The organism is Limimaricola pyoseonensis, assembly GCF_900102015.1.
Taxonomy (GTDB): Bacteria; Pseudomonadota; Alphaproteobacteria; order Rhodobacterales; family Rhodobacteraceae; genus Limimaricola; species Limimaricola pyoseonensis.
This window is the reverse complement of the sequence record NZ_FNAT01000003.1, coordinates 93,883-118,874: the sequence shown is the minus strand read 5'-3', so window position 1 is coordinate 118,874 and position 24,992 is coordinate 93,883. Positions and strand designations below refer to the sequence as shown.

The following is a 24,992-nucleotide window of genomic DNA, read 5'->3' as shown; positions in this document are numbered from 1 at the left end:
AGGGGGCGCGGGCGCTCAGGTGGCGCAGCGCTTGGCGGCCTCTTCGACCGCGGCGGTGAAGCCCATCAGCGAGAAGGTGTCGCGGGTGGTGGTGCCGCGGCCCGAGACGCCGGTGACGACCGCCTCGGCGCCGCCCTTCATCGCGGCGACGATGCGGGCGTCGTCCTCGGGGGTGGCAGGCCAGGCCCAGTCGCCCTCGGTGAAGAGCTGGAACTCGCGGCCGGCGACCTCGAGCGTCACGGTCGAGCCCGAGGCGAAGGGATAGCCGCCGGTGAAGGTCACCTGGCCGTCCACGCCCTGGCCGGGGCGGTAGAAGACGAAGAGCAGCGTCTCGCCGCGGCTCACCGTGACCGGCTGGCCGTCCTTGGTGTTGAGCTGTTCCTTGGGCGCCGAGACGCCGAAGCACTCGGCCGGGTCGCTTTCCTGGAACACGCTCCAGTCGGTGTTGGCGGCGACGCGATTCGACGCCTCCTGCGCGAGCGCGCCCGTGGCGGCGGCCGCGGCAAGGGCGGCCCCCGCGGTCAGGGGGGCAAGCGCACGGAACAGTCGTTTCATCATTCTACAGCCTCCAGCTGCTGGCCTCTGTGCCCCCGGCGCCTTTTCGACTGGAAGGGGCGGGTTCAACTCGATAGCCAGTGACCTATCAAAGATCGTGCCGCTTGGGAAAGACCCGCCCGGTCACGAGTCTGCGCGGATTCCCGCCCAGCCAAGCCTGTCTCTGGCAGCGGCGGGAACCGTGACCTATATGCCACGGGTCGCCATGTCGGAGGAAAGATGGACGGAACCGAGCAGCTGCACGAAGCCCAGAGCCCCGCAAGCCCCGCCAGCCAGGACGCCGTCTTGGTCGAGGTGACGCGCGGCGGGCGGGTCGAGAGCGTGCATCGCGGCCATGCCGTGGTCTGCGACGCGTCGGGGCGCGTCGTCTGGTCGCTGGGCGATCCGGGCGCGGTGATCTACCCGCGCTCGTCGTGCAAGATGATCCAGGCGCTGCCGCTGATCGAGAGCGGCGCGGCCGATGCCGCCGGCCTCGGCCCGCAGGAGCTGGCTCTGGCCTGCGCCAGCCACCAGGGGGCGGCGATCCATTCCGACCCGATCTCGCGCTGGCTGGCGGCGCAGGGGCTGTCGGACGAGGATTACCGCTGCGGCCCCGAGACGCCGCGCGACATCCCGACGCGCGACGCGCTGATCCGGGCGCATGGCGCGGCCCGGCAGATCCACAACAACTGCTCGGGCAAGCATGCGGGCTTTCTGACGCTGAACAGGCATATCGGCGGCGGGCCGGACTACGAGGCGCCCGACCACCCGGTGCAGCAGGCGATTCGCCAGGCCTTCGAGGAGGTGACCGGCGAGCCGAGCCCGTTCTACGGCATCGATGGCTGCGCGGCGCCGAACTTCGCCACCACGATGACCGGTCTGGCCCGCGCCATGGCCCGATTCGCCGCCGCCCGTCCCGAGGGCTCGACGCGCGAGAAGGCGATGGTGCGGCTGCGCGAGGCGATGGCCGCGCATCCCGAGCTGGTGGCCGGCGAGGGGCGGGCCTGCACCGAGCTGATGCGCGCCATGGACGGCGTGGCGATCAAGACCGGCGCCGAGGGCGTGTTCACCGCGATCCTGCCGGGCCAGCAGCTGGGCGTCGCGGTCAAGATCACCGACGGCACCACCCGCGCCAGCGAATGCGCCATCGCGGCGATCCTGGTGCGGCTCGGCGTGCTCGACCCCGCCGCCCCGGCGGCGGTGAAGCGGATGACGCCGGTGCTGACCAACCGCCGCGGCATGGAGGTGGGCGCGATCCGGCCGGCGGCGGCGCTGCTGGGCTGAGGCCGCCCCCCCCGTCCAACCGGAAGCTCCAACCGGAAACGGCCGGCCCCTCGGGCCGGTCGTTCTTTTTTTGCCGTCACGCCGTCGGCGGTGTCACATCTGCACCGCCTCGCAGACCTCGATGCTGCCGCCGTCGAGCACCATCGGGCAGTCCTTCGCCATCTCGATCGCCTCGTCGATGTCGGCGGCATGGACCAGCGTGTAGCCGAAGACCGGGTTCGGCCCGCCGTCATGCGCGACGCCGTCGCGGCGCACGGTGTGCGATTGGCCCGCGGGCGCGCCCTCGTCGTCGATATGGTCGCGGATGCCGTCCATCCAGCTTTGCCAGCGCGCCATCTCGGCGGTGCGGGCCTCTTCGGTCTCGGGCGGCCGCATGTCGCCGCCGCCGTGGTAGATATACATGAAACGCTTGTCGGCCATGGCCGTCTTCCCCCTTGTCGTGGCTGCTGCCCCGATGGGTCCCGCGCATGGATCTGCCTCGCCCCGGAGTGTCCCCCGGGGCGGCGATTCGGGCAAGATCAAAACGTGAACTCGAAGGCTCGTGCGCTCAGGCAGGGAGCCCGTCGGAGAACTCGGAACGGCGGTAGCCCTGCAGGTAGAGCAGCGCGGTCAGGTCGCCGTGGTTGATCCGCACCTCGCACTGCTCGGCCACCACCGGCTTGGCGTGCAGCGCCACGCCCGTTCCGGCAAGGCCCAGCATGCCGAGATCGTTGGCGCCGTCGCCCACCGCGATCACGTCGTCGGGCGCGATGCCGAGCCGCGCGGTGATCTCGTGCAGCGCCTGCACCTTGGCCTCGCGCCCGAGGATGGGGCGCGCGACCTCGCCAGTCAGCCGGCCGTCTTCGGCCAGAAGCGTGTTGGCGCGGTGCTCGTCGAAGCCCAGCGCCGCGGCGACCTTCTCGGTGAAGGCGGTGAAGCCGCCCGAGACCAACGCCGCGTGGCCGCCATGCGCCTTCATCGTGGCGATCAGCGCCCGCCCGCCCGGCATGTGGGTGATGCGGGTCTCGAGCACGCGGGCGATCACCGCCTCGTCGAGGCCCGCGAGCAGCCCGACCCGCTCGATCAGCGCGCCCTCGAAATCCAGCTCGCCGTTCATGGCGCGCTTGGTGATCTCGGCCACGCGCGCGCCGACGCCCGCCTCGTCGGCCAGCTCGTCGATGCATTCCTGCTCGATCATGGTGCTGTCCATGTCGGCGAGCAGCATCCTCTTGCGCCGGGCCGCGGTCCTTTGCACCACGAGATCGACGCCCATGCCCTGCAGGTCGGCCCAGACCTGCCAGCGGTTCGACGGGATCTCGGGCATGCCGAACTCCACCGCCTCGCCGGGCGCGAGCCAGTCGAGCGCCGCGCCGCCCCATGCGCCGCGCAGGTTTTCCGCAAGGCCCGGGTCGAGCGGGGCGGCGTCGGGGGCGTTGATCAGGAGCGTGGTGAACATGGGCGGATGTTTCCGATACGAGACGCGAGGGGTCGCATTGCTGCGGCAAGGCGCCGCTTACCGACATTTTGGCGATTGTGAAAGTCGCTGACGCCGCGTATGTCCGGCGGCGGGACACCCCTCCCCAACGAGGGGCGCATATCTGCAAGGATACCAGCAATGGCAAACACGACTCCGGACGTCCGTCCGGCGAACCCGCGTTTCTCCTCCGGCCCCTGTGCCAAACCCCCCCATTGGAGCCTCGACAAGCTCGCCGACGCGCCGCTCGGCCGCTCGCACCGTGCCGCGATCGGCAAGGGCAAGCTGGCCGCCGCGATCGAAGAGACGCGCGAGCTGCTCGGCGTGCCGGCCGATTACCGCATCGGCATCGTGCCCGCCTCCGACACCGGCGCCGTCGAGATGGCGATGTGGTCGCTGCTGGGCGCGCGCAAGGCCACCATGGTCGCGTGGGAAAGCTTCGGCGCGGGCTGGGTCACGGATGTCGTGAAGCAGCTCAAGATCGACGCCGAGGTGAAGACCGCCGATTACGGCCAGATCGTCGACATGGCGTCGCTCGACTACGACACCGACGTCGTCTTCACCTGGAACGGCACCACCTCGGGCGTGCGCGTGCCGAACGGCGACGCGATCCCGGCAGACCGCGAAGGCCTCACGATCTGCGACGCCACCTCGGCCGCCTTCGCGCAGGACCTGCCCTGGGACAAGCTCGACGTCACCACCTTCTCCTGGCAGAAGGTGATGGGCGGCGAGGCGGCGCATGGCATGCTGATCCTCTCCCCCCGCGCGGTCGAGCGGCTGGAGAGCTACACCCCCGCCTGGCCGCTGCCGAAGATCTTCCGCATGACCAAGGGCGGCAAGCTGATCGAGGGCATCTTCAAGGGCGAGACGATCAACACGCCGTCGATGCTCTGCGTCGAGGACTACCTCGTGGCACTGGCCTGGGGCCGCGAGGTCGGCGGGCTGGAGGGGCTGAAGGCCCGCGCCGACGCCAACGCGCAGGCCATCTGGGACTTCTGCGAGAGCCGCGACTGGATTGCGAACCTCGCCGAGGACGAGGCCACGCGCTCGAACACCTCCGTCTGCCTGAAGTTCACCGACGACCGCATCGCGGACGGCGCGGCGTTTGCCAAGGCCGTGGCCAAGCGGCTCGAGAAGGAGGGCGTGGCCCTCGACATCGGCGCCTATCGCGACGCGCCGGCGGGCCTGCGGATCTGGTGCGGCGCGACGGTCGAGACGAGCGACATCGAGGCGCTGCTGCCCTGGCTCGACTGGGCCTTCCACGCCGAGATCGCGGCGCAGGCCGAGGCCGCCTGATCCCCCTTCCGGGGCGCGCCTGACGCGCCCCGTCTTCCCCCATTCCCCGGACGCGAGACGTCCGACCGCCACAGGAGCATCCAATGCCCAAGGTTCTCATTTCCGACGCCCTCTCCGACGCCGCCGTTCAGATCTTCCGCGACCGCGGCATCGAGGTCGACTTCCAGCCGAAGCTCGGCAAGGACAAGGAAAAGCTCGCCGAGATCATCGGCGACTATGACGGCCTCGCCATCCGCTCGGCCACCAAGGCGACCGAGAAGCTGATCGAGCGCGCGACCAACCTCAAGGTCATCGGCCGCGCCGGCATCGGCGTCGACAACGTCGACATCCCGGCCGCAAGCAAGAAGGGCATCATCGTGATGAACACGCCCTTCGGCAACTCGATCACCACCGCCGAGCACGCGATCTCGATGCTGATGTCGGTCGCGCGCCAGATCCCGGAGGCCAACGCCTCGACCCATGCCGGCAAGTGGGAGAAGTCGCGCTTCATGGGCGTCGAGGTCACCGGCAAGACGCTGGGCGTGATCGGCGCCGGCAACATCGGCTCGATCGTGATCGACCGCGCGCATGGCCTGAAGATGAAGGTGATCGCCTATGATCCCTTCCTGTCGGAAGAGCGCGCCACCGAGATCGGCGTCGAGAAGGTCGACCTCGACACGCTGCTCGGCCGGTCGGACTTCATCACCATGCACGTGCCGCTGACCGACCAGACCCGCAACATCCTGAGCCGCGAGAACATCGCCAAGCTCAAGCCGAGCGTGCGGATCGTCAACTGCGCCCGCGGCGGCCTCGTCGACGAGGAGGCGCTGGCCGAGGCGCTGCAGGAGGGCCGGGTCGCCGGCGCCGCCTTCGACGTCTTCGCGGTGGAACCGGCGACCGAATCGCCGCTCTTCAACCTGCCCAACGTCGTCGTCACGCCGCATCTGGGCGCGGCCACCACCGAGGCGCAGGAGAACGTGGCGCTGCAGGTGGCCGAGCAGATGTCGGACTACCTGCTGACCGGGGCCGTCACCAACGCCATCAACATGCCCTCGATCACCGCCGAGGAGGCGAAGATCATGGGGCCGTGGATCGGCCTGTCGGGGCACTTGGGCAACTTCATCGGCCAGATGACCGACGAGCCGATCAAGGCGATCAACATCCTCTATGACGGCAACGTCTCGGAGATGAACCTCGCGGCGCTGAACTCGGCGCTGGTGGCGGGGATCATGCGCAAGGTGAACCCGGACGTGAACATGGTCTCGGCCCCGGTGGTCGCCAAGGAGCGCGGCATCCAGATCTCGACCACCAAGCAGGACCAGTCCGGCACCTTCGAGGGCTACGTGAAGGTCACGGTGGTCACCGAGAAGCGCGAGCGTTCGGTCGCGGGCACGGTGTTCTCGGACGGCAAGCCGCGCTTCATCCAGATCAAGGGCATCAACATCGACGCCGAGATCGGCCGCCACATGGTCTACACCACCAACCAGGACGTGCCGGGCATCATCGGCGTGCTGGGCACGATCATGGGCGAGAACGGCGTCAACATCGCCAACTTCACGCTGGGCCGCAACGCCCGCGCCGGCGAGGCGATCGCCATCCTCTACGCCGACGACGCGGTGCCGGAGACGACGCTGCAGAAGCTGCGCGACACCGGCAAGTTCCAGCAGGTGAAGGCGCTGACCTTCGACGTCGAAGAGTAAACCCCGCCACGGGGCAGGGCAGGGCAGGGGGCCGCGCCGGACCAGCGCGGCCCCTCGTCGTTCCGCCGCCGCTCCCATCCGGCCTACTTTTCTCTTCAAATACGCCAGCCCGCTCCGACCGCCCGGCGCGCCGGCAGCAATCCGGGCGCATGCGTATTTCCGGAGAAAAGTAACCTGCGCCGCCACGTCCCGCCGCGCGTTGGTCCTGGAATTGCTGCCGCTACTTTACTCCCCAAATACTCACGGCACGCCGCCCCGGACAGGGCGCGACCAGAGGTCGGCGCGGTGCCCGAGTATTTTCGGAGTGAAGTGGGCCACCCGCTTTCCGCCTTGCCGCAGCCCCTGTAGAGAAGCCCGCATGAGCACGCGTTTCGACAGCATCCCCGCCTTTCTCGACCACGGCTTCGACGACGTGATCGACGTGCGCAGCCCGGCCGAGTTCGCCGAGGACCGGGTGCCGGGCGCGATCAACCTGCCGGTGCTGTCGAACGCCGAACGCGCCGAGGTCGGCACGATCTACAAGCAGGTCTCGCCCTTCGACGCCCGCAAGATCGGCGCGGCGATCGTGGCGCGCAACGCCGCCACCCACATCGCCGGGCCGCTCGCGGACCGCGAATACCGCTGGCGGCCCTTGGTCTATTGCTGGCGCGGCGGCCAGCGCTCGAACTCCTTCGCCTCGATCCTGAGCCAGATCGGCTGGCGCGCCGAGGTGGTCGAGGGCGGCTACCAGACGTGGCGGCGGCTGGTGCACGACGCGCTCTACGGCGCGGCGATCCTGCATCGGCTGGTGCTGCTCGACGGTTTCACCGGCACCGCCAAGACGGCGCTGCTGCCGCTTGTGGAGGCGCGGGGCGGGCAGGTGCTCGACCTCGAGGGGCTGGCGCACCACCGGGGCTCGCTGCTGGGTGGCGACCCCGACGAACAGCCGGCGCAGAAGGGCTTCGAGAGCGAGTTGGCCCAACGCCTCGCCCGGCTCGACCCCGAACGCCCGGTGCTGGTCGAGGCCGAAAGCTCGAAGATCGGCCGCATCACCCTGCCGCCCGCGCTTTGGGCGGCGATGACGCAGGCGCCGCGCATCGAGATCACCGCGCCGATCGAGGCGCGCGCCCGCTTCCTCGCCGCCGAGTACGAGGATGTCAGCGCCGATCCGGCCCGGCTGTCGGGCCTGCTCGACCAGCTGCGCGCGCATCGCGGCCACGCCACCGTCGATGGCTGGCAGACGCTGCTGGCCGAAGGCCGCATGGTCGAGCTGTCGGCGGCGCTGATGCGCGAGCATTACGACCCGGCCTATGCCCGCTCGCGCGCCGCGCACGCGCCGGTCTTCGCCGCGCATGTGGAGGCGGAGACGCTCGACGCGGGCGGCCTCGACCGCGCCGCCGACGCCATCGCGGCGGCGATGAACGGTATTTGACGGCGCTGCGCGGGGGGCTTACCTCGGTTGAAAGACCGCAGGAGGGAAGCATGCGCCCCGCGAACGAGGCCCTGATCGTCATCGACATGCAGAACGACTTCTGCCCCGGCGGCGCGTTGGCGGTGGCGGAGGGCGACGCCATCGTCCCCGGCATCAACGCGCTGATGGACGAGTTCCGCGCCGTGGTGCTGACGCAGGACTGGCACCCGGCCGACCACCTTTCCTTTGCGTCGCAGCACGAGGGTGCCGCGCCGATGTCGATGACCGAGATGCCCTACGGGCTGCAGGTTCTCTGGCCCGATCACTGCGTGCAAGGGTCCAAGGGCGCCGCGTTCCACCCCGATCTGCGCCTTGATGCCGACCTGATCCTGCGCAAGGGCTTCCGCCGCGAGATCGACAGCTACTCCGCCTTCTTCGAGAACGATCGCGAGACGCCGACCGGTCTCGACGGCTACCTCAAGGAGCGCGGCATCACCGCGATCACGCTGGTCGGGCTCGCCACGGATTTCTGCGTGAACTACTCGGCGCTCGACGGGGCGCGGCTGGGCTACAAGGTCACGGTGGTCGAGAAGCTCTCGCGCGGCATCGACCTCGACGGCAGCCTCAAGGATGCGCGCGCCGCGATGCGCGACGCCGGCGTGGTGCTCGTCTGATGGTGGATATCGCGACACGGGTCTGGAACCACAAGTGGAAGATCGACCCGATCGTCCGCTCGCTGATCGACACCGACTTCTACAAGCTCCTGATGTGCCAGTCGGTGTTCCGCAATCGCCGCGACACGCAGGTCACCTTCTCCCTGATCAACCGCACCAAGTCGATCCGCCTCGCCGAACTGATCGACGAGGGCGAGCTGCGCGAGCAGCTCGACCACATCCGCTCGCTCTCGCTGACCCGGGGCGAGAGCACATGGCTGCGCGGCAACACCTTCTACGGCAAGCGGCAGATGTTCCGCTCCGACTTCATGGAGTGGTTCGAGGGGCTGCGCCTGCCGCCCTACCATCTCGAGAAGCGCGACGGGCAGTACGAGCTGACCTTCGAGGGGCAGTGGCCCGAGGTGATGCTGTGGGAGATCCCGGCGCTCGCCGTGCTGATGGAGCTGCGCTCGCGCGCGGTCCTGAACGACATGGGCCGGTTCGAGCTGCAGGTGCTCTACGCCCGCGCCATGACCAAGCTGTGGGAGAAGGTCGAGCATCTGCGCGGCACGCCGGGCCTCAGGATCGCCGATTTCGGCACCCGCCGGCGGCATTCCTTCCTGTGGCAGGACTGGTGCGTGCAGGCGATGCTCGAGGGCCTCGGCGACAGCTTCGCCGGCACCTCGAACTGCCTGATCGCCAAGAACCGCGACCTCGAGGCGATCGGCACCAACGCCCACGAGCTGCCGATGGTCTACGCCGCGCTGGCCGGGGACGACGAGGCGCTGGCGCGCGCGCCCTACGACGTACTGGCCGACTGGCACGACGAGCACGAGGGCAACCTGCGGATCATCCTGCCCGACACCTACGGCACGCAAGGCTTCCTCGACCGCGCGCCCGACTGGCTCGCCGGCTGGACCGGCATCCGCATCGACTCGGGCGACCCGGCCACGGGCGCCGAGACCGCGATCCGCTGGTGGCAGGAGCGGGGCGAGAACCCGAAGGAGAAGCTCGTCATCTTCTCCGACGGGCTCGACGCCGAGAAGATCCTCGAGCTGCACGCCCGTTTCTCGGGCCGGGTCCGGGTCAGCTTCGGCTGGGGCACGCGGCTGACCAACGACTTCACCGGGCTGGTGGCGGGCGACGCGCTCGCGCCCTTCAGCCTCGTCTGCAAGGCGGTGGCGGCCGAGGGCCGGCCCACCGTGAAGCTTTCGGACAACCCCGAGAAGGCGATGGGCCCCGCGGCCGAGATCGCCCGCTACAAGCGCGTCTTCGGCGTCGGCCCGCAAGAGGCCATCCCCGTCACCGTCTGACCCCTTTCAGGAGGCCCCCCATGTCGCTCCCGCTCTTCGTCCAGATCCGCTGCACCCCCGGCACCACCTACAAGGTCGCCGACGCCATCGCCCTGCGCGAGATCCATTCCGAGCTCTACTCCACCTCGGGCGCCTTCGACCTGCTGGTGAAGATCTATGTCCCCGAGGGCGAGGACATCGGCATGTATCTCAACGAGCACCTGATGGGCATCGAGGGGATCGAGCGGACGCTGACGACGCAGACCTTCAAGGTGTTCTGAGGCGGGACCGCAGAAACCGCGCGGGGATCGGGCCGATCGGGCGTATCCTGTCGCCACCTTTCCATGGTGAGCGACGAAGGGGGTGACCCATGTTGCAGCGATTGATCCTGTCCGCCGGTCTCGCCGTCTCGGCGGCGGCGGTGCACGCCCTGCCGGACGGTTCCTACTCCGGCAGCGGTCCGTTCCAGCTCGACCTGAAGGCGTCCGGCGGGCGTGTCGAGATCACGGTCAGCACGCGGAACTGCCTCGGCAGCGGCGTCGGGACCCTGAGGCAGGTCGGCCGGACCACCTGGCACGCGATGCTGAGCGACCAGTACGTGCCCGAGACCTGCGTCGTCCAGATCGACGACATGGGCGACCATTACTTCATGCAGGAGGTGCAGGGCTGCATGGCCTTCCACGGCGCCAGCTGCGGCTTCAGGGGGCCGCTGGCGAAATAGGCGGGCCTCTACCGGGGCGAATCTCACGTTGTCGTGATCGACACGCCGCGCCGGGCGTGCCGCTCTAGCTTGCCTTGCCAAGACCCAAGCCAAGGAGCCCGCCATGACCGCGACCGACCATGTGGGGATGCGTCTCAAGGACCGTCCGGAATTTGCCAGCAAGAAGAGTCCGCTGACCCGCACGGCCGAGGTGAAGGTCTCCGAAGCGGTGGCCGAGATGGTGGCGCGGGGCTACGGCTCGGTCATCGTCGTCGACGGCGACGACAAGGTGGTGGGCATCGTCACCGAGCGCGACCTGATGCGCAAGCTGATCAACGAGAACCGCGACCCCACCACCACCTCGCTCGGCGACATCATGACCACCGAGCTGCGCCTCGCCCGTGAGGATGACGAGGTGCTCAACTGGCTCAGGATCATGTCGAACGAACGCTTCCGCCGCCTGCCGGTGGTCGACAGCGAGGGGCGGATCAAGGCGGTGTTCTCCCAAGGCGACTTCGTCTCCTACACCTGGCCCGACCTGATCTACCAGGCCAAGCAGATGGCGCGTGCCTCGATCGGCCAGAACTACGGGCTGTGGATGATCGGCGGCGGCATCATGCTCTACACCATCCTGATGGTGGTGCTGGTCTCGAACATCTAGGGGTTCTTGCGCAGCGCCTTGACCTCGCCGCGCTGCTTCTTCGCCTCCAAACGCCGCCGGACCGAGCCCTTGGTGGGCTTGGTCGGGATGCGGCGTTTCGGCGTCTCGGTCGCCTTGCGGATCAGCTCGGCCAGCCGCTCGCGCGCGATCTCGCGGTTGCGCGGCTGGTGGCGGGTGTCCTGCACGAAGATGATCACCGCCCCGTCGGTGGTCCAGCGCCGCCCGGCGAGCCGCTTCAGCCGCCGCTTGACCGGGTCGGGCAGATTGGGGCTGCGCTCGGCCTCGAAGCGCAGCTCGACCGCGGTGCTGACCTTGTTGACGTTCTGCCCGCCGGGCCCGGAGGCGCGGGTGAACTGCTCTGTCAGCTCCCAGTCCTCGATGGCGATGCGGTCGTCGATCCTGAGCATGTCGGTCCTCCGGCCGGGGAGATAGCGCCGGGGCGCGCAAACGGAAAGGGCCGTTCCCGGCGATGGGAACGGCCCTCCGAAGTTAAGGAGGTGGGTCGGTTAGACCGGGGCCCACCCGGGGTGCCTCTTGGCCAAGGGCTGCCTCAGCCGCGCGCCCCCCGAGCTGTCCCGACACATTTCTCCAATACCCTTCTCGACACTGGATCACCTCCTTTCTTGAGTTTCGCCTGACCCAAAGCTGGCATGGATCGGGCGTTCGTCAAACGAAAAAATCCGTGCGTTTACGCCGCGGAAGGGGATTGTTGCCGAAGCCTGACAATCAGGCGGAACGGCAGCAGGGCGATCAAGGTGAGGGCGATCTTCACACACCAGTCGGCCACGGCGAGCGACACCCAGAGCGGCGCCAGCGGCCCCGCGGTCAGGAAGGGCACCGCCTCCTGCGCCCAGGTCACATGCGCGTCGGCGCCGGGCACGATGCCGTTGAAGACGCCGGCGAAGGCGATCGAGAAGAAGAGCGCGGTGTCCACCGTGGCGCCCGCCACCGACGACACCAGAGGCGCGCGCCACCAGCTGCCCTCGCGCAGGCGGTCGAACACGCCGATGTCGAGAAGCTGCGCCACCAGGAAGGCGGTGGCCGAGGCGACGGCGACGCGCAGCGTCACGGCGGGCCCGTATTCGAGCATGACCTGCGTGCCGATCAGCGAGCAGGCGATGCCGGTTACGAAGCCGGCCAGCACGACCTTTCGCGCGTCCTGCGCGCCGTAGAAGCGGTTGGTCAGGTCGGTGACGAGAAAGGCGAAGGGGTAGGTGAAGGCGCCCCATGTCAGCAGACCGTCGAGGATCAGGAACTGCACGAGGATGTTGGAGGCCAGCACGATGGCGGCCATGGCGATGATGCCGGGAAGAAGTCGCATTGCAGGGGTCCGTTTTGGCAAGGGTGCGGCACTTGGCCCCCGCGCGCGGGGACAAGGGCAGCTACACCCCCGGACCCCGCGCGTCAATCTTGCCGCTCAACGGCCCCTCACTCGGCCGGCAGCGCGTATTCCACGAACTCGGTGGTCTGGAAGAAGCGGAAATTGTCGTCGGAGACCATGGTGAGGCGGATCCGGCCGGCCGCGTCCTGCCAGACCGACAGCCCCTCGAGGTTGTCATGCACGCCCACGCCGGTCTCGAGCAGCACCTCCTCGTTCGAGCCGTCCAGCGCGAAGCGGCGCACCCGGCTGCGGAAGCCGACCCCGACGAAATCCCGCTCGAGCAGGTAGAACCGCCCGTCCGGCCCGATATCGGCCCCGGTCACCAGGAAGGCGTCGCGCCGCGGGACCTGGAAGGCCTCGTCCCAGGCGCCGGCGCGCCAGCGATAGACCGGGAAGGGCCGGTCGACCCGGCCGGAGCGTTCGGGGATGGTGTAGAGCGCGCCGTCAGAGCCCACCGCCAGCGCCTCGAGCGCGCTGTTGAGCTGCATCTCGCGGAAGGCCGCGGGCTCGGGCAGAAGCTCCGGCCCGTCGCGGCCGGTCTCGGCCCGCACCCGGGCGCGGCCCTCGAAGGAGATCCAGCGCCGGCCCGAGGCGTCGATCGCCAGCCCCTCGCTGTCGGCGTGCGGCCCGCTCATCAGCCCGTCGGGCCCGTTGCGCAGCGGGCCCTCCTCCTCGATCTCGACGCCGGTAATCCGGCCCTGTTCGTCGCGCAGGAAGCGCCCGTCGAGCATCCGGGCGCGGTCGCTCAGCATCACGAAGCCCTGTCCCTGCGCGTCGGTCTCGAGCGCCGAGAAGCCGCCCAGGCCATGCGCCTCCTCGGGCCAGGTGTAGCTGCCCAGATAGGTCGCCGGCTGCTGCGACGGCGCGCCGCCGAGCAGCATCGCGGCCAGTACGAGTGGTTTCATCGGGTCAGTCGCTCGTCAGCACGGAGGCGCATTGCGCGGGCAGGTCGGACATGCGGGTCTCGCGCTTGGGCGCGGGCGGCGGCGCGTCGGGGTCCGGCGGCGGCGGGTTGAGGATGTTGCGCTGCCATTCCCGCGCCTCCTCGCAGCCGTCGCCCGGCGGCGGCGGCTCCTGCCCCTCGCAGGACGGGTCGCCCGGCAGGCAGTTCAGCCGCACGTGGAAATGCGTGTTGTGCCCGTACCAGGGCCGGATCTTGCCGAGCCACGACCGGTCGCCCGTGGCGCTGTCGCACATCGCGACCTTGGCGCCGGGGAAGATGAAGATCCGCGCGGTGCGCGGGTCCGAGGCCGCGGCCTTCAGAAGCGCCTCATGCGCCGGCGTCCAGTTGTCGTTGGTGTAGGCGCCGCCGCGCGCCTGCATGTCGATCGAGGAGATGGATTCGCGCTCGGCCACCGAAAGGTCGAGCCGGTCGGCGGGGCGCAGCCAGATGTCGATGTCGATCCCGGTCTGATGGCTGGCATGGCCGGTCAGCATCGGGCCGCCGCGCGGCTGGCTCATGTCGCCGACATAGATGCCGTTCCAGCCGGGCAGGGTGGCGGCGACGCGGCTCAGGTCCTGCACGTAATCGAGCGTTTCGGGCTGGGCCCAGTTGCGGTTGCGCGACAGCCGCATCGCCTGCCAGGTCGGGCCGGTCTCGGCCAGCTGCGCGCCGCCGGCCATGCAGCCCTTCGAGTAGAAGCCGATCGATTCGGAGCGCTGCGACGAGGCGGTCGAGATTCGGCCGAACAGCTCCTTGGCGACGCGCTGGTCCTGCGCGTTCTGGGTCGAGATCATGGCGCGCGGGGCCGGATCCTCGCGCCCGCAGGCAACGAGGCCGAGCGCCAGTAGGGCGGCGGCGAGGGGGCGGATCATGCTGCTCGATCTCCGTTTCTATCCACCCAGCGTAGCAGAAACAGCCCAAGGGCGAACAGCACGATCACCGGGATCAGCCCGGCGCGCGTCGATCCGCTCATCCATGTGGCGAGCCCGATGCTCATCGGCGCGAGAAAGGCCGTGGCGCGGCCCGACAGCGCGAAGAGACCGAAGGCCTCGGTGGCGCGCGTCGGGTCGGCATGGCGCACCATCAGGCTGCGCGAGGCCGCGTAGAGCGCCCCGCCCGCGCCGCCGATCAGCGCGCCGCAGAGGTAGAACAGGATGTCGGGCAGGCGCGAGCCCTCGGCCAGCGTGACGCCGAACAGGCTATCGCGGCTCATCGACACCACCAGCACCGAGACGCCGATCAGCACCCAGCAGCAGAAGCGGATCACCGGCTTGGGGCCGAGCCGCTGGTCGGCCAGGCCGCCGGCCCATGTCAGCACCGCCGCCGCGATCGCGCCGATGATGCCGAACACGCCGATCTGGATCACCGACCAGCCCAGCACCAGCGTCGCGTAGATGCCGCCGAAGGCGTAGACCGCCGCCAGCGCGTCGCGATAGAGCATCGAGGCGCCGAGAAAGGCCGCGAGGCTGGGCCGCCGCATCACGTCGCGCAGCACCTCGCCGAGCCGCGACATGACCACGCGCGGCGTCACCTTCGCCCGCGCCACCGGCCCCGCGTCGCGCACCCAGGCGAAGAAGGGGATGATGAAGACCGCGTACCAGATCGCGATCACCGGCCCGACCGCGCGGGTGCCCTCGCGCGCCTCGGGGTCGAGCCCGAAGGCCGGCGGGCGACCGAGCAGCGTCACGCCCCGGTCGTTCTCGGCCAGAAGCAGAAGCATGATGATCAGCGAGGCGACGCCGCCCCAGTAGCCCAGCGCCGCGCCCGAGCCCGAGATCCGGCCGATCATCGGCCCGGTGGCGAGCGAGGGCAGCAGCGCGTTGTTGACGTTGGTGGCGCTCTCGGCGGCGACGAAGCCCGCGAAGAACAGCGCCAGCGCCGGCACCAGCATCGACCCGTCTGGCGTGAGCATCCACAGCAGCGCCGCGCAGATCACGGTGATCACCGAGAAGCCCGCGATCCACGGCATCCGCCGCCCCGAGGCGTCGGCCATCGCGCCCAGCACCGGCGCGGTGAAGGCGATCACCAGCCCCGCCACGGTCTGCCCCGAGGCCCAGAGCGACTGCGCGCGGGCATCCGCCAGGCCGGGGTCGAGCCCCTCGCGGGCGAAGCGCTCGGTCGCCACGGCGGCGAAATAGGGCGCGAAGATGAAGGTGAGGCCGAGCGTGGCATAGGGCTGCTGCGCAAGGTCGAAGATCATCCAGCCCCAGATGCGTTTCCTGCTCGCCATGCTTCGTCCCCGCGCCTCTCGTTGCCGCGGATCAGACAGGCGGACGGGCCGGGGGGCAACCGCCGGCGGGGTGCAAGGGGGCAGATCGCGGCCGGGCTGCGGCAGCCGTGCCGCCCTCTCGGGACGCTTGCGGGAAGATCGGGGCGCGCCTAGCATCCTCATTGCGCGGAACGGCCCCGACTCGGGCCAGAGTCGGACCGGGCCGCGCCCTGCCAGAATCACCGCCCTGACGAAGGTCAGGCAACCTTGATTTGCATCGGGAACGGTCCGTCCGGCCTGTCGCCGGGCGGAGATGTCAGCATGCGGGATCACGATGGGCAAAGGCGACCACAGACGCGGCAATCGCGAAGCGAAGAAACCCAAGCAGGAAAAACCGAAGGTCCTGGCCACCGCCAATTCCGGCGCGGCCAAGCCGGTTTCGCTCGGGGAGAAGAAGGGCCGCTAGGGGCCCCGTGCCGGGCGGGGGCGTCGCGCCCGCCCGGCCGTTCCCTATTCCGCCGCCATCGCCTGCGCCGCGTCGTCGGCCATCGGCGGCCAGGGGCGCTCGTTCTCGGCGCGCACCCAGTCGGCGATCCAGCCCGGCATCGGCGGCGAGACCGGGTCCAGCCCCATCGATTCCATCAGACGCGCCGGGGCGACGGTGCCGCCCTTCTTGCGGTCGGTGACGGCGAGCCGGACCATGGCATGGCTGGTCGCCTCGCCATCGGCGCGGAACATCGCCTGCTCGGTGTAGACGAAGCGCTCGTCCCAGCAGACCGCGCGGCTCTTCATGGTGATGCGCGCGAAGCCCTGCACCCGGCGGCGGTAGCGCACCGAGACCCCGGCCACCACCATGCCCCAGCCCTCGCGCCTCAGCGCCGGGATGATGCCGGCGCGCTGCGACAGCGGCATCCGGCCCATGTCGTAGAGCGTCAGCGTGCGGCCGTTGTTCAGCTCGTTCCAGAAGTCGAGATCCCAGGGCAGGACGATGTGCCGGCTGACATGCGTGCCCGTCACCGGCAGCGCCGCGTCGTCGCGATGCCGCCAGAACTGCCAGATCATGCGGATGAAGGGATACATCGAATACTCCGGGCCTTGGGTCGCGGCGAAACTGGGCGAGGCTGACGCCAAGGTCAACATTGACGCGGGGGACGGCGCGTCGCGGATCACGAGGATTGCCCTTGGGCCGGCCGATCCTTACCTGTCTAGGCGACCAAAGCCGGACGGGACCGCCGATGACCTCGCTCTACCAGATCCTGATGTTGATCCTCGACATCGCCACCTTCCTCATCTTCGCGCATTTCATCATGAGCTGGCTGATCAGCTTCCAGGTGCTGAACCTGCGCCAGCCGCTCGTGGCGCAGATCTGGGACGGGCTGTCGCGCCTGCTCGAGCCGCTCTACGGCCCGGTGCGCCGCATCCTGCCGCAGATGGGCGGGCTCGACCTCGCGCCGCTGGTGGTGCTGGTCGGCATCTACGCCATCGAGATCGTGCTGAGGAACAACGCCGCCGCGTTCTACTGACGCGGCGCGCGGGCCCCGCCGCCGGGGCCATGAGTATTTTCAGAGCAAAGTAACCAGATGCCGCGCCCCCTGCGAGCGGCATGACCCAGCCCGAGGTGACGCCCAAGATGAGCCCGGTGAGCTTCCTGCGCGACGTGTTCGGCTTCGACGCCTTCCGCCCCGGGCAGGAGGAGATCGTCGACGCCGTCACCGCCGGGCGCGACACGCTGGCGATCATGCCCACGGGCGGCGGCAAGTCGTTGTGCTACCAGCTGCCCGCGCTGGCGCGCGACGGCGTCACGGTGGTGATCTCGCCGCTGATCGCGCTCATGCGCGACCAGGTGCGCGGCCTGCGCGAGGCCGGGGTCGAGGCCGGCGCGCTCACGTCGGGCAACACGCCCGAGGAGACCGACGCGGTGCTCGAAAGCCTGCGCGAGGGCCGGCTGAAGCTCCTTTACATGGCGCCCGAGCGGCTGGCCTCCGGCGCGACGGTGCCGCTCTTGCAGCGCGCCGGCACCTCGCTCATCGCCGTCGACGAGGCGCATTGCGTCAGCCAATGGGGCCACGATTTCCGCCCCGACTACCTGCGCATCGGCGAGCTGAAGCGCCAGCTCGGCGTGCCGCTCGCCGCCTTCACCGCCACCGCCGACGCCGAGACCCGCGAGGAGATCGTGCAGAAGCTCTTCGGCGGCACCCAGCCCGAGACCTTCCTGCGCGGCTTCGACCGGCCGAACATCCACCTCGCCTTCGCGGTGAAGGACAGCCCGCGCCGGCAGATCCTCGACTTCGCCGCAGCCCGGCGCGGCCAGTCCGGCATCGTCTATTGCGGCACCCGCGCCAAGACCGAGAGCCTCGCCAAGGCGCTGTCGGAGGCCGGGCATTCGGCGCTGTACTACCATGGCGGCATGGAGGCCGACGCCCGGCGCGAGGCCGAGACCCGCTTCCAGCGCGAGGACGGGCTAATCGTGGCGGCGACGGTCGCCTTTGGCATGGGCATCGACAAGCCCGACATCCGCTGGGTCGCGCATGCCGACCTGCCCAAGAGCATCGAGGCCTACTATCAGGAGATCGGCCGCGCCGGGCGCGACGGCGCGCCGTCGGAAACGCTCACGCTCTACGGCCCCGACGACATCCGCTACCGCCGCCAGCAGATCGACGAGGGGCTGGCCCCGCCCGAGCGCCGCGCCGCTGATCACGGCCGGCTCAACGCGCTGCTGGGCCTCGCCGAGGCGCTGGATTGCCGCCGCAAGGTGCTTCTGGGCTATTTCGGCGAGGCGCCGGGCGAGCCCTGCGGCCATTGCGACCTCTGCGACAAGCCGCCCGAGACCTTCGATGCCACCCAGCCGGTGCGCATGGCGTTGTCGGCGGCGCTGCGCACGGGCGAAAGCTTCGGCGCGGGCCATCTGATCGACATCGTCATGGGCAACGAGACCGAGAAGGTGCGCCAGCGTGGCCATGACGGCCTGCCGACCTTCGGGGTGGGCAAGGGCCATTCCAAGGCGCAGTGGCAGGCGATCTTCCGGCAGATCATGGGCCGCGACCTGATGCGCCCCGACCCCGAGCGCCACGGCGCGCTCAGGATGACCGAGGCCGCGCGCCCGATCCTGCGGGGCGAGGAAAGCATCGTGCTCCGCAAGGACACGATCAAATCCGCACGCTCCGGCCCGAAGGTGCGGGCCATGGTGTCAGAAGAGGATGCTCCGCTGCTTTCCGCGCTCAAGGCCAAGCGGCGCGCGCTGGCCGAGGCGGCGAACCTGCCGGCCTACATCATCTTCACCGACCGCACGCTGATCGAGATGGCCGAGACGAAACCTTCGACGCTCGACCAGATGGCGCGGATCGGCGGGGTGGGGGCGAAGAAGCTCGAAAGCTACGGGCGCGAGTTCCTCGCCGTGATCACCGGCGCCGAGGAAGAGGTGCACCCGGCGCGGCGCAGGCTGGCGGGGCGCGAGGCGGGCTCGCTCTACGACCGGCTGATGGCGGCGCAGGCCGACCTGCATCGCGGACCGGACGGGATGGAGAAGCCGATGAGTTGCTCGGCCAAGGAGCTGGCCCGCGTCGCCAGCGCCAAGCCGCGCGACATGGCGGCGCTGGAGCGGCTGATCGGCCCGCGCCATGCCGAGCGCTTCGGCCGCGCCTTCCTTCAGCTTTTGGAGGACAGCTCCGAGGCGTCGTAGGCCACGAGTTCCACCGTGTTGCCCTCGGGGTCGGTGATGAACACGCCGCGCCAGCCGATCCAGCCGAAATGCTCGACCCGGTAGGGCTGGCCGATCTCGTCGTACCACGCCATGGCCTGCTCCTGCTCGGCATGGTCCATCGACAGCGCGAGGTGATGCAGCGACGAGCCCGCCCCGGTCGCGGGGCGGCCGCCGGGCGCGGGGACCGCGACACCGCCCGCATCGAACCGGAACAGCGCCACCACGGCCGTGTGACCCGCATATCCGTCGGCCACCTTCAGGAAGATGATCGGGGCGTCGTCTTCGCCGGACAGGCGCTCGAGACCGATCACCTCCTCGTAGAAACGCGCCATGCGCGTCGGATCGGCGCAGCGGATCGCGATCTCGCCGATCGCGCGGGGGCGGAACGGGCGGGGGCGGAGCGGGGGTGCCATGGCGCGACGTTACGGGACGGCCACAGGCCCGGCAAGCAGCGGCGTGGACAGGCGCGCATGGGCCGTGCCACCATTTCGCAAGGCGAAAAGCGAGTCTTTCCATGCCTGTGGAGCGTTCCGCATGACCGGCACCACCGTCGCCAGCGTGATCTGGCACCGTCTCGACCGCGATGGCACCGACCGTTGCCGCATGGCCCGGGTCGAGGGCGGCTGGCTGCTGGTGGGACATGCCCGCTGGGACGAGGCGGGCGAGGTGGTCGCGCTCGACTACGCGCTGCGCTGCGACGTGGGCTGGCGCTGCACCGGCGCCGACGTGACCGGTTTCCGCGGCGAGCGGCCGGTGGCCTACCGGATCGCGCGGCGCGACGGCGGCTTCGCGCTCGACGGGCAGGAGGCGGTGCCGGGCGAGGATCTCGATCTCGGCTTCACCCCGGCCTGGATGGCGGTGCCGCTCAACCGGCTCGACCTGCCCGAGGCGCGGCCGCTCGAGGTGGCGACGGCGCGGCTGCGCGCGGCCGATGGCGGCCGGCTCGTGGCGCTGGAGCACGGCTTCTGCCGGGTGCGCGGCGGGCTCGACCACGCGATTCCGGGGCTCGGGCGCGACGCCCGGCTCGGGCTGCACGAATCGGGCTTCGTGACCGAGGATCCGGGCCTGTGGCACGGCGCGGTCCACCCCGGCGACTGAGCCGCGGCGCAATTTCGCGTGTGCCGTGCAACCGGCCCGGCGCCGGGGGATTGGAAGCCGTGCCCGGTCGCGATATCACCGCGTCGACTGGGGCAACGGTCATCGGGATATCCAGGGAGACATCCATGCAATCGCTGAAACGCGCGGTCATCGCCGCGCTGGCCGCGCTGGCCGCCGCACCGGCCCTGGCCCAGGACATCGCCAATGGCGAAACCCAGTTCAGCCGGCAATGCGTCGCCTGCCACGTGGTCCGCGACCCCGGCGGCGCGGTGCTGGCCGGGCGCACCGCTCGCACCGGCCCCAACCTGCACGGGCTCGAGGGCCGGGTGATCGGCGATGTCGAGGAGTTCCGCTACGGCGAGGCGATGGACCGGATGCGCGAGCGCGGCGTCACCTGGACCGCCGAGCGCTTCACCGGCTACCTGCAGGATCCGACCGGCTGGCTGCGCGACGAGCTCGACGACCGCCGCGCCCGCGGCAAGATGGCCTACCGGGTGCGCGACGCCCAGACCGCGGCCGACATCTGGGCCTATCTGCAGAGCCTGTCGGCCCGGTGAGCCGCGGGGCCCACGGGGCTCATGGGGCCTGCGGGGCTCAGCCCAGCAGCCCCTCGGTCGCGGCGTAGATCCGGAGCCAGGGCGTGTAGCGTTCGGGGCGGGCCGCGATGTCGGCCCGCAGATCCGCCAGCGCCATCCAGGCCGTGTCCTGCACCTCTTCGGGGTTGGGGCGCGGCTCGGGCGGCACGGGGCAGTCGGCCACGAACAGCGTCACCACCTCGTGCTCGGTCATGCCGCCGCCGACATCGGCGCGGTATTCCAACTCGCCCGCCGGGCGCAGCTCGAGCCCGTCGAGGCCCAGCTCCTCGCGCAGCCGCCGACGCGCGCAGTCGAGCGGCGCCTCGCCCCAGAGCGGATGGGTGCAGCAGCTGTTGGCCCACAACCCGGGCGTGTGGTACTTGCCGGCCGCCCGCCGCTGCAGCAGCGTGCGCCCCTGCGACATCACGAAGACGCTGACCGCCGGGTGGCGCAGGCCGCGCCGGTGCACCTCGACCTTGCCCACCGGGCGCAGCTCGTCCTCGACCCAGGCCGGGATGGCGATGTCCCGGTCCGCCGGCATCGGCGCCGCCTCGGATCGTTGCGCCATGCCTAGAAGGTCGCCGGGGCGGGGCGGGTCTTGACCACCATCTGGCTCATCAGCGCGTCGCAGGTCACGGTGACCGTCTCGGCGCCGTCGATGAAGCGCACCATGCGCTGCTCGGAGGTCTCGACCAGCACCGCCGGGGCCTGGCCGATCCGGTCGGCGGTGGCGTCGATCCGCTCGAGGCATTGCCCGAAGGGCATCGCCACCGCCTGGTCGGGGGACGTGGCGGGGGCGCAGCCCGCCAGCGCCAGAACGAGCGCCGCAGCCGCGGGCGCGAGGGGGGAATGCATCGTCGTCTCCTTCAGTCCATCGGGTCGCGCGCATCCGCCGACGGCGACAGCAGCCGGGTGAAACCGGCCTGCAGGCTGCGCTTGGTATAGGGTTTCTTGATCACCGGCGCGCCGGGAAAGGCCTCGGCGATCGCCTCGGTCGCGCCGTAGCCCGTGGCCAGCACGAAGGGCACGCCATGGGCGGTCAGCGCCTCGGCCACCGGGGTCGAGGTCTCGTTGCCGAGATTGACGTCGAGCAGCGCCAGATCGAAGCCGTTGCTCTCGATCAGCCGCAGCGCCTCGCCCACGCCGTTGGCGGTGACCGCCTCGGCGCAGCCCAGCTCGGTCAGGATGTCGGCGCCGTCGAGCGCGATGATCATGTTGTCCTCGACCACCAGCGCCCGGCCCGAGAGCCGCTGCTGCGCGGGGGCCTCGGCCGCGGGCGCCGCGTCGCCGGCCTCGGGCGCGTCGCTGACATGGCGGGCCGGGATCACGAAGCGCGCCTCCACCCCGGTCAGCGCGAAGCGCAGCTCCGCCTCGCCGCGCAGCTCGAACGGCACCGAGCGCTCGATCACCGTGGTGCCGAAGCCGCGCCCCTCGGGCGCCTTCACCGGCGCGCCGCCGCTCTCGCGCCAGCCGATCACGAGCGCGCCGTCGGTGCGCCGGTCGAGCGTCACCTCGACCCGGCCGTGCGAATCCTGCAGCGCGCCGTATTTCGCGGCGTTGGTGACCATCTCGTGCAGCACCAGCGCCAGCGTCGCATAGGCCTCGGCCGAGAGCAGCACGTCGGCGCCCGTCAGCTTCACCCGGTCGCGCTTGCCCGACAGGAAGGCGTCGATCTCGGTCTCGATCAACCCCTTGAGCGAGGCGGCGCGCCAGTCGGTCTCGGTCAGCTGGTCATGCGCGCGCGCCAGCGCCTCGACCCGGCCGTCGAGGATGCGGACATACTCGGCCACCGAGCGCGCGCCGGGCCGGCTCTGGGCGATCAGGCTGCGGATCAGGTTGAGCACGTTGCGCATGCGGTGGTTCAGCTCGGCGATCACCAGCTCCTGCCGCTCCTGCGCGCGCTTGCGCTCGGCGATGGAATCGTCGGCGATCTTCAGCACCGTCTCGATCAGCGCCACGCGCAGCGTCTCGGCGGCGGCGATCTCGCCGCGGCGCCACGGCGCGCTGCGGCCGCGCACCGTCTCGGACCAGGCCTCGAAGCTCTGGCGCGGGCTGACGCGCAGGCCGTTCGGCCCCTGCGTGACCGCCTTGCGCGGGTCGCCCGCCCAGTTGACCGTCTCGACCTGCTCGCGCCGGAACAGCACGAGGTAGTCGCCCGGCCCCTGGCTGATCGGCAGGCTCAGAAGCCCCGCCGCGCGGTCGGCGAAGCCGGTGCCGGCGGGGTGGATGTCGGTCAGGCAGTCGCTGGCGAAGGCGCGGCCGTCATCGGCGGCGCGCAGCGGCCCCAGAAGCCCCATGAACTCGTCATGGCTCGGCGTCGCGCCGTGGCGCAGGTAGCGCCCGCCGATCCACATCGCGATGCCGTCGCAGGGCACCACGGCGGCGATGTCGCGCGCGATCGTCTCGAACTCGCGAGCGATGGTCGCGCCGTCGCTCATGCGCGCGGGCAGCGTGCCGTGCAGCGCGCGGGCGCGCTCGGCCTGATCGCGCTCGGCCGCGCTCTCGACGGCGGCGATCTCGTAGGCGAAGAGCTGGGTGAACAGCTCCGCCGCCGAGCGGGTCTCGTAATCGACGTAATGCGCGGCGCCGTGGTGGCAGGCGATCAGCCCCCAGAGCCTGCCGTCGCGCAGGATCGAGACCGACATCGAGGCCGCGACGCCCATGTTGCGCAGGTATTCGAGATGGATCGGCGAGACCGAGCGCGTCACCGACAGCGACAGGTCGAGCGGCTCGCCCTCGGGGTCGAGCGCCGGGCGCACCGGGCAGGGCACGGCGTCCACGTCCATGATCAGCCGGATCGGGTTGCGGATGTAGAGCGCGCGCGCCTGGGGCGGGATGTCGCTGGCCGGGTAGCGCAGCCCGAGGAAGGGCTCCAGGCCGGGGCTCGCGGCCTCGGCGATCACCTCGCCGCTGTCGTCGGGGTGGAAGCGGTAGATCATCACCCGGTCGAAGCCGGTCATCGCCTTGACGGCGCGCGCCGCCTCGCGCGCCATCGCCGGGATCTCGCGCCGCCGCCGCACCCGCGCCATCAGCGGCTGCACCAGCGTCATCTCCTGCCGGTTGCCGTTGCGGGTGCGGTGCTCGGCCTCGATCAGGTAGCCGTGCCCGGTGGCATGCACCGAGACGTCGAAGCGCGGCCCGTCGCCGATCAGGTCGATCCCGTAGAGCCGGGCCGGGCCGCTGTCGGGGCCGATCATCTGCACCCGGCCGCGCAGGTCGTGCACCGCATCGCGCGGCAGCAGCTCCGACAGCCGCGCGCCGATCGCCGCCTCGGGGTCGAGGCCGAGCATCTCGTCGAGATTGGCCGAGACGTGGCGCACCTCCCACTGGTTCGACACCGCGATCAGGCAGCCATAGGGCTGGACGTGGCCCAGCAGGTGGATCGGCTCGCGCGCGCAGCTGTCGAGATCGGTGCCGGGATCGGGGAGGGTGTCGCTCATGCCGCCCTCCGGGCCTGCGCCCCCGCCGCTTCGCCGGCGGCGTGGAACAGCGCGAAGAGCGCGGCCGCCTCGGCCAGCACGGCCGCCGCGCGGGCGTCGTCGCCGGGCAGGCGGTCGGCCATCTCGCAGAAGCCGCGCCATTCGGCGGCCATCGGCGGCAGCGACAGGTAGCGCCCGGCTGTGCGGGCGCGCGGGTCGCGGCCCTCCGCCCAGCGCCGGGCCAGCACCTGCGTGCCGAGCCGCGAGCCGAGCAGCACGTAGTCCTGCGCCAGCGGCTCGCGCAATTCGAGCAGCGGCAGGGCGGGGCCGGGGGCGCGGCCCAGCGCGGCGAGATCGGCGTCGAGCGCGGCGGTCATCCGGTCGAGCAGCGCCCCTCCGGTTGCGCCGCCCGGCGCCGGGCGGATTGCCGCGAAGGCCAGCCGGTGCGCGGCGAGAAAGCCGCCGAGATCGTCGGGGTCACGCAGGTCGAAGCCCGAGAACAGCGCGTCCAACCGGTCGTGGACCGGGGCAAGATCGCTCTTCAGTCGCCGCCGGAGCGGCATCGCGGGCAAGTCCAATGTCGTGCGGTCCCTCGTGGCGGAGGCGCCAAGCCCCCGTATTGTTGTAAGGAAACTCAACGTGCCCGGGAAGGGGGCGGTTCCCTCCCGGCAGCGTACCCTGCGACTGCGACGATCTGGTGGCGGCGGCGCCATTTCCCCGGCCGA

Annotated in this window: 28 protein-coding genes; 14 read left to right on the top strand and 14 right to left on the bottom strand. The window is 70.6% G+C overall.

Annotated elements, in window-relative coordinates; all coding sequences use genetic code 11:
• Positions 1 to 15 precede the first annotated feature (15 nt).
• The gene (locus BLT43_RS08120) at positions 16 to 558 is read right to left on the bottom strand and encodes an invasion associated locus B family protein (RefSeq protein ID WP_090111761.1); all 543 of its coding nucleotides are present in this window, start codon (positions 556 to 558) and stop codon (positions 16 to 18) included.
• Between the two features lie 216 nt (positions 559 to 774).
• Here BLT43_RS08120 and BLT43_RS08115 point away from each other — a divergent pair, with 216 nt between their 5' ends.
• Positions 775 to 1,818, top strand: a complete 1,044-nt coding sequence (locus BLT43_RS08115; protein WP_090111760.1) for an asparaginase — start codon at positions 775 to 777, stop codon at positions 1,816 to 1,818.
• 93 nt (positions 1,819 to 1,911) lie between these two features.
• Here the strand turns inward: BLT43_RS08115 and BLT43_RS08110 are convergent, their stop codons facing one another.
• Positions 1,912 to 2,238 (bottom strand): YciI family protein, encoded by a 327-nt coding sequence (locus tag BLT43_RS08110; protein WP_090111759.1) that lies wholly within the window; start codon positions 2,236 to 2,238, stop codon positions 1,912 to 1,914.
• 127 nt (positions 2,239 to 2,365) lie between these two features.
• Positions 2,366 to 3,253 (bottom strand): phosphoserine phosphatase SerB, encoded by an 888-nt coding sequence (gene serB / locus BLT43_RS08105; protein WP_090111757.1) that lies wholly within the window; start codon positions 3,251 to 3,253, stop codon positions 2,366 to 2,368.
• 159 nt (positions 3,254 to 3,412) lie between these two features.
• Here serB and BLT43_RS08100 point away from each other — a divergent pair, with 159 nt between their 5' ends.
• From BLT43_RS08100 to BLT43_RS08065, 8 genes are all read left to right on the top strand, one after another.
• Positions 3,413 to 4,567, top strand: a complete 1,155-nt coding sequence (locus BLT43_RS08100; RefSeq protein WP_090111755.1) for a phosphoserine transaminase — start codon at positions 3,413 to 3,415, stop codon at positions 4,565 to 4,567.
• Between the two features lie 83 nt (positions 4,568 to 4,650).
• Positions 4,651 to 6,246, top strand: a complete 1,596-nt coding sequence (serA, locus tag BLT43_RS08095; protein ID WP_090111754.1) for a phosphoglycerate dehydrogenase — start codon at positions 4,651 to 4,653, stop codon at positions 6,244 to 6,246.
• 358 nt (positions 6,247 to 6,604) lie between these two features.
• Positions 6,605 to 7,657 carry a tRNA 2-selenouridine(34) synthase MnmH gene (gene mnmH, locus BLT43_RS08090; RefSeq protein ID WP_090111752.1) on the top strand — a complete coding sequence of 351 codons (1,053 nt, stop codon included), beginning with the start codon at positions 6,605 to 6,607 and terminating at the stop codon, positions 7,655 to 7,657.
• Between the two features lie 50 nt (positions 7,658 to 7,707).
• Entirely contained in the window at positions 7,708 to 8,310 is a 603-nt protein-coding gene (pncA, locus tag BLT43_RS08085) for a bifunctional nicotinamidase/pyrazinamidase (protein ID WP_090111749.1), read from the top strand.
• Positions 8,310 to 9,602, top strand: coding sequence for a nicotinate phosphoribosyltransferase (pncB, locus tag BLT43_RS08080; RefSeq protein WP_090111747.1), 1,293 nt, complete (start codon positions 8,310 to 8,312; stop codon positions 9,600 to 9,602). Before pncA ends, pncB begins: the two co-directional genes overlap by 1 nt.
• A gap of 20 nt (positions 9,603 to 9,622) precedes the next feature.
• Positions 9,623 to 9,862: an Lrp/AsnC ligand binding domain-containing protein gene (locus tag BLT43_RS08075; RefSeq protein ID WP_090111745.1), complete on the top strand. Its 240-nt coding sequence runs from the start codon at positions 9,623 to 9,625 to the stop codon at positions 9,860 to 9,862.
• An 89-nt stretch (positions 9,863 to 9,951) separates the two neighbouring features.
• Positions 9,952 to 10,302, top strand: a complete 351-nt coding sequence (locus BLT43_RS08070; protein ID WP_090111743.1) for a hypothetical protein — start codon at positions 9,952 to 9,954, stop codon at positions 10,300 to 10,302.
• Between the two features lie 103 nt (positions 10,303 to 10,405).
• A complete protein-coding gene (locus BLT43_RS08065; protein WP_090111741.1) occupies positions 10,406 to 10,942 on the top strand; it encodes a CBS domain-containing protein in 537 nt (178 codons plus the stop codon).
• Here BLT43_RS08065 and arfB read toward each other — a convergent pair.
• From arfB to BLT43_RS08040, 5 genes are all read right to left on the bottom strand, one after another.
• On the bottom strand, positions 10,939 to 11,349 hold the full coding sequence (gene arfB, locus BLT43_RS08060) for an alternative ribosome rescue aminoacyl-tRNA hydrolase ArfB (RefSeq protein WP_090111739.1): 411 nt from the start codon (positions 11,347 to 11,349) through the stop codon (positions 10,939 to 10,941). The genes BLT43_RS08065 and arfB overlap by 4 nt on opposite strands.
• 281 nt (positions 11,350 to 11,630) lie before the next feature.
• Entirely contained in the window at positions 11,631 to 12,263 is a 633-nt protein-coding gene (locus BLT43_RS08055; RefSeq protein WP_090111737.1) for a queuosine precursor transporter, read from the bottom strand.
• Between the two features lie 107 nt (positions 12,264 to 12,370).
• A complete protein-coding gene (locus tag BLT43_RS08050) occupies positions 12,371 to 13,228 on the bottom strand; it encodes an esterase-like activity of phytase family protein (RefSeq protein WP_090111735.1) in 858 nt (285 codons plus the stop codon).
• Between the two features lie 4 nt (positions 13,229 to 13,232).
• The gene (gene mepA, locus BLT43_RS08045; protein WP_090111733.1) at positions 13,233 to 14,138 is read right to left on the bottom strand and encodes a penicillin-insensitive murein endopeptidase; all 906 of its coding nucleotides are present in this window, start codon (positions 14,136 to 14,138) and stop codon (positions 13,233 to 13,235) included.
• Positions 14,135 to 15,652 carry an MFS transporter gene (locus tag BLT43_RS08040; RefSeq protein WP_341349837.1) on the bottom strand — a complete coding sequence of 506 codons (1,518 nt, stop codon included), beginning with the start codon at positions 15,650 to 15,652 and terminating at the stop codon, positions 14,135 to 14,137. Before BLT43_RS08040 ends, mepA begins: the two co-directional genes overlap by 4 nt.
• A gap of 157 nt (positions 15,653 to 15,809) precedes the next feature.
• On the opposite strand from BLT43_RS08040, the gene BLT43_RS19445 reads away from it, so the two are divergent.
• A complete protein-coding gene (locus tag BLT43_RS19445; RefSeq protein ID WP_278245650.1) occupies positions 15,810 to 15,941 on the top strand; it encodes a hypothetical protein in 132 nt (43 codons plus the stop codon).
• A 44-nt stretch (positions 15,942 to 15,985) separates the two neighbouring features.
• Here BLT43_RS19445 and BLT43_RS08035 read toward each other — a convergent pair whose 3' ends face one another.
• A complete protein-coding gene (locus tag BLT43_RS08035; RefSeq protein WP_090111729.1) occupies positions 15,986 to 16,555 on the bottom strand; it encodes an acyl-CoA thioesterase in 570 nt (189 codons plus the stop codon).
• Between the two features lie 155 nt (positions 16,556 to 16,710).
• On the opposite strand from BLT43_RS08035, the gene BLT43_RS08030 reads away from it, so the two are divergent.
• The gene (locus tag BLT43_RS08030) at positions 16,711 to 16,998 is read left to right on the top strand and encodes a YggT family protein (protein ID WP_090111727.1); all 288 of its coding nucleotides are present in this window, start codon (positions 16,711 to 16,713) and stop codon (positions 16,996 to 16,998) included.
• Positions 16,999 to 17,105: 107 nt separating this feature from the next.
• A complete protein-coding gene (gene recQ / locus BLT43_RS08025; RefSeq protein WP_090112345.1) occupies positions 17,106 to 19,154 on the top strand; it encodes a DNA helicase RecQ in 2,049 nt (682 codons plus the stop codon).
• Here recQ and BLT43_RS08020 read toward each other — a convergent pair.
• On the bottom strand, positions 19,121 to 19,588 hold the full coding sequence (locus tag BLT43_RS08020) for a VOC family protein (RefSeq protein WP_090112346.1): 468 nt from the start codon (positions 19,586 to 19,588) through the stop codon (positions 19,121 to 19,123). The genes recQ and BLT43_RS08020 overlap by 34 nt on opposite strands.
• A 121-nt stretch (positions 19,589 to 19,709) precedes the next feature.
• On the opposite strand from BLT43_RS08020, the gene BLT43_RS08015 reads away from it, so the two are divergent.
• Together BLT43_RS08015 and BLT43_RS08010 are read left to right on the top strand one after the other, a co-directional pair.
• A complete protein-coding gene (locus tag BLT43_RS08015; RefSeq protein ID WP_165612569.1) occupies positions 19,710 to 20,273 on the top strand; it encodes a putative glycolipid-binding domain-containing protein in 564 nt (187 codons plus the stop codon).
• Between the two features lie 134 nt (positions 20,274 to 20,407).
• Positions 20,408 to 20,830 (top strand): c-type cytochrome, encoded by a 423-nt coding sequence (locus BLT43_RS08010; RefSeq protein ID WP_423222123.1) that lies wholly within the window; start codon positions 20,408 to 20,410, stop codon positions 20,828 to 20,830.
• 37 nt (positions 20,831 to 20,867) lie between these two features.
• Here the strand turns inward: BLT43_RS08010 and idi are convergent, their stop codons facing one another.
• The 4 genes from idi to BLT43_RS07990 are packed head-to-tail and all read right to left on the bottom strand — an operon-like array spanning position 20,868 to position 24,830.
• Positions 20,868 to 21,416 carry an isopentenyl-diphosphate Delta-isomerase gene (gene idi, locus BLT43_RS08005; protein ID WP_242652247.1) on the bottom strand — a complete coding sequence of 183 codons (549 nt, stop codon included), beginning with the start codon at positions 21,414 to 21,416 and terminating at the stop codon, positions 20,868 to 20,870.
• A gap of 2 nt (positions 21,417 to 21,418) precedes the next feature.
• Positions 21,419 to 21,703: a hypothetical protein gene (locus BLT43_RS08000; protein ID WP_090111721.1), complete on the bottom strand. Its 285-nt coding sequence runs from the start codon at positions 21,701 to 21,703 to the stop codon at positions 21,419 to 21,421.
• A gap of 11 nt (positions 21,704 to 21,714) precedes the next feature.
• Complete coding sequence (locus BLT43_RS07995) at positions 21,715 to 24,288, bottom strand: HWE histidine kinase domain-containing protein (RefSeq protein WP_090111720.1); 2,574 nt, start codon at positions 24,286 to 24,288, stop codon at positions 21,715 to 21,717.
• The gene (locus BLT43_RS07990) at positions 24,285 to 24,830 is read right to left on the bottom strand and encodes a heme oxygenase-like domain-containing protein (RefSeq protein WP_090111718.1); all 546 of its coding nucleotides are present in this window, start codon (positions 24,828 to 24,830) and stop codon (positions 24,285 to 24,287) included. The genes BLT43_RS07995 and BLT43_RS07990 overlap by 4 nt, the downstream gene beginning before the upstream one ends.
• Positions 24,831 to 24,992: the final 162 nt, after the last annotated feature.

Bases quoted from the DNA above. Each gene is read 5' to 3' on its own strand.
- BLT43_RS08120 (WP_090111761.1), bottom strand. From the start codon at position 558: ATGATGAAACGACTGTTCCGTGCGCTTGCCCCCCTGACCGCGGGGGCC.
- BLT43_RS08115 (WP_090111760.1), top strand. From the start codon at position 775: ATGGACGGAACCGAGCAGCTGCACGAAGCCCAGAGCCCCGCAAGCCCC.
- BLT43_RS08110 (WP_090111759.1), bottom strand. From the start codon at position 2,238: ATGGCCGACAAGCGTTTCATGTATATCTACCACGGCGGCGGCGACATG.
- serB (WP_090111757.1), bottom strand. From the start codon at position 3,253: ATGTTCACCACGCTCCTGATCAACGCCCCCGACGCCGCCCCGCTCGAC.
- BLT43_RS08100 (WP_090111755.1), top strand. From the start codon at position 3,413: ATGGCAAACACGACTCCGGACGTCCGTCCGGCGAACCCGCGTTTCTCC.
- serA (WP_090111754.1), top strand. From the start codon at position 4,651: ATGCCCAAGGTTCTCATTTCCGACGCCCTCTCCGACGCCGCCGTTCAG.
- mnmH (WP_090111752.1), top strand. From the start codon at position 6,605: ATGAGCACGCGTTTCGACAGCATCCCCGCCTTTCTCGACCACGGCTTC.
- pncA (WP_090111749.1), top strand. From the start codon at position 7,708: ATGCGCCCCGCGAACGAGGCCCTGATCGTCATCGACATGCAGAACGAC.
- pncB (WP_090111747.1), top strand. From the start codon at position 8,310: ATGGTGGATATCGCGACACGGGTCTGGAACCACAAGTGGAAGATCGAC.
- BLT43_RS08075 (WP_090111745.1), top strand. From the start codon at position 9,623: ATGTCGCTCCCGCTCTTCGTCCAGATCCGCTGCACCCCCGGCACCACC.
- BLT43_RS08070 (WP_090111743.1), top strand. From the start codon at position 9,952: ATGTTGCAGCGATTGATCCTGTCCGCCGGTCTCGCCGTCTCGGCGGCG.
- BLT43_RS08065 (WP_090111741.1), top strand. From the start codon at position 10,406: ATGACCGCGACCGACCATGTGGGGATGCGTCTCAAGGACCGTCCGGAA.
- arfB (WP_090111739.1), bottom strand. From the start codon at position 11,349: ATGCTCAGGATCGACGACCGCATCGCCATCGAGGACTGGGAGCTGACA.
- BLT43_RS08055 (WP_090111737.1), bottom strand. From the start codon at position 12,263: ATGCGACTTCTTCCCGGCATCATCGCCATGGCCGCCATCGTGCTGGCC.
- BLT43_RS08050 (WP_090111735.1), bottom strand. From the start codon at position 13,228: ATGAAACCACTCGTACTGGCCGCGATGCTGCTCGGCGGCGCGCCGTCG.
- mepA (WP_090111733.1), bottom strand. From the start codon at position 14,138: ATGATCCGCCCCCTCGCCGCCGCCCTACTGGCGCTCGGCCTCGTTGCC.
- BLT43_RS08040 (WP_341349837.1), bottom strand. From the start codon at position 15,652: ATGCTAGGCGCGCCCCGATCTTCCCGCAAGCGTCCCGAGAGGGCGGCA.
- BLT43_RS19445 (WP_278245650.1), top strand. From the start codon at position 15,810: ATGGGCAAAGGCGACCACAGACGCGGCAATCGCGAAGCGAAGAAACCC.
- BLT43_RS08035 (WP_090111729.1), bottom strand. From the start codon at position 16,555: ATGTATCCCTTCATCCGCATGATCTGGCAGTTCTGGCGGCATCGCGAC.
- BLT43_RS08030 (WP_090111727.1), top strand. From the start codon at position 16,711: ATGACCTCGCTCTACCAGATCCTGATGTTGATCCTCGACATCGCCACC.
- recQ (WP_090112345.1), top strand. From the start codon at position 17,106: ATGAGCCCGGTGAGCTTCCTGCGCGACGTGTTCGGCTTCGACGCCTTC.
- BLT43_RS08020 (WP_090112346.1), bottom strand. From the start codon at position 19,588: ATGGCACCCCCGCTCCGCCCCCGCCCGTTCCGCCCCCGCGCGATCGGC.
- BLT43_RS08015 (WP_165612569.1), top strand. From the start codon at position 19,710: ATGACCGGCACCACCGTCGCCAGCGTGATCTGGCACCGTCTCGACCGC.
- idi (WP_242652247.1), bottom strand. From the start codon at position 21,416: ATGGCGCAACGATCCGAGGCGGCGCCGATGCCGGCGGACCGGGACATC.
- BLT43_RS08000 (WP_090111721.1), bottom strand. From the start codon at position 21,703: ATGCATTCCCCCCTCGCGCCCGCGGCTGCGGCGCTCGTTCTGGCGCTG.
- BLT43_RS07995 (WP_090111720.1), bottom strand. From the start codon at position 24,288: ATGAGCGACACCCTCCCCGATCCCGGCACCGATCTCGACAGCTGCGCG.
- BLT43_RS07990 (WP_090111718.1), bottom strand. From the start codon at position 24,830: ATGCCGCTCCGGCGGCGACTGAAGAGCGATCTTGCCCCGGTCCACGAC.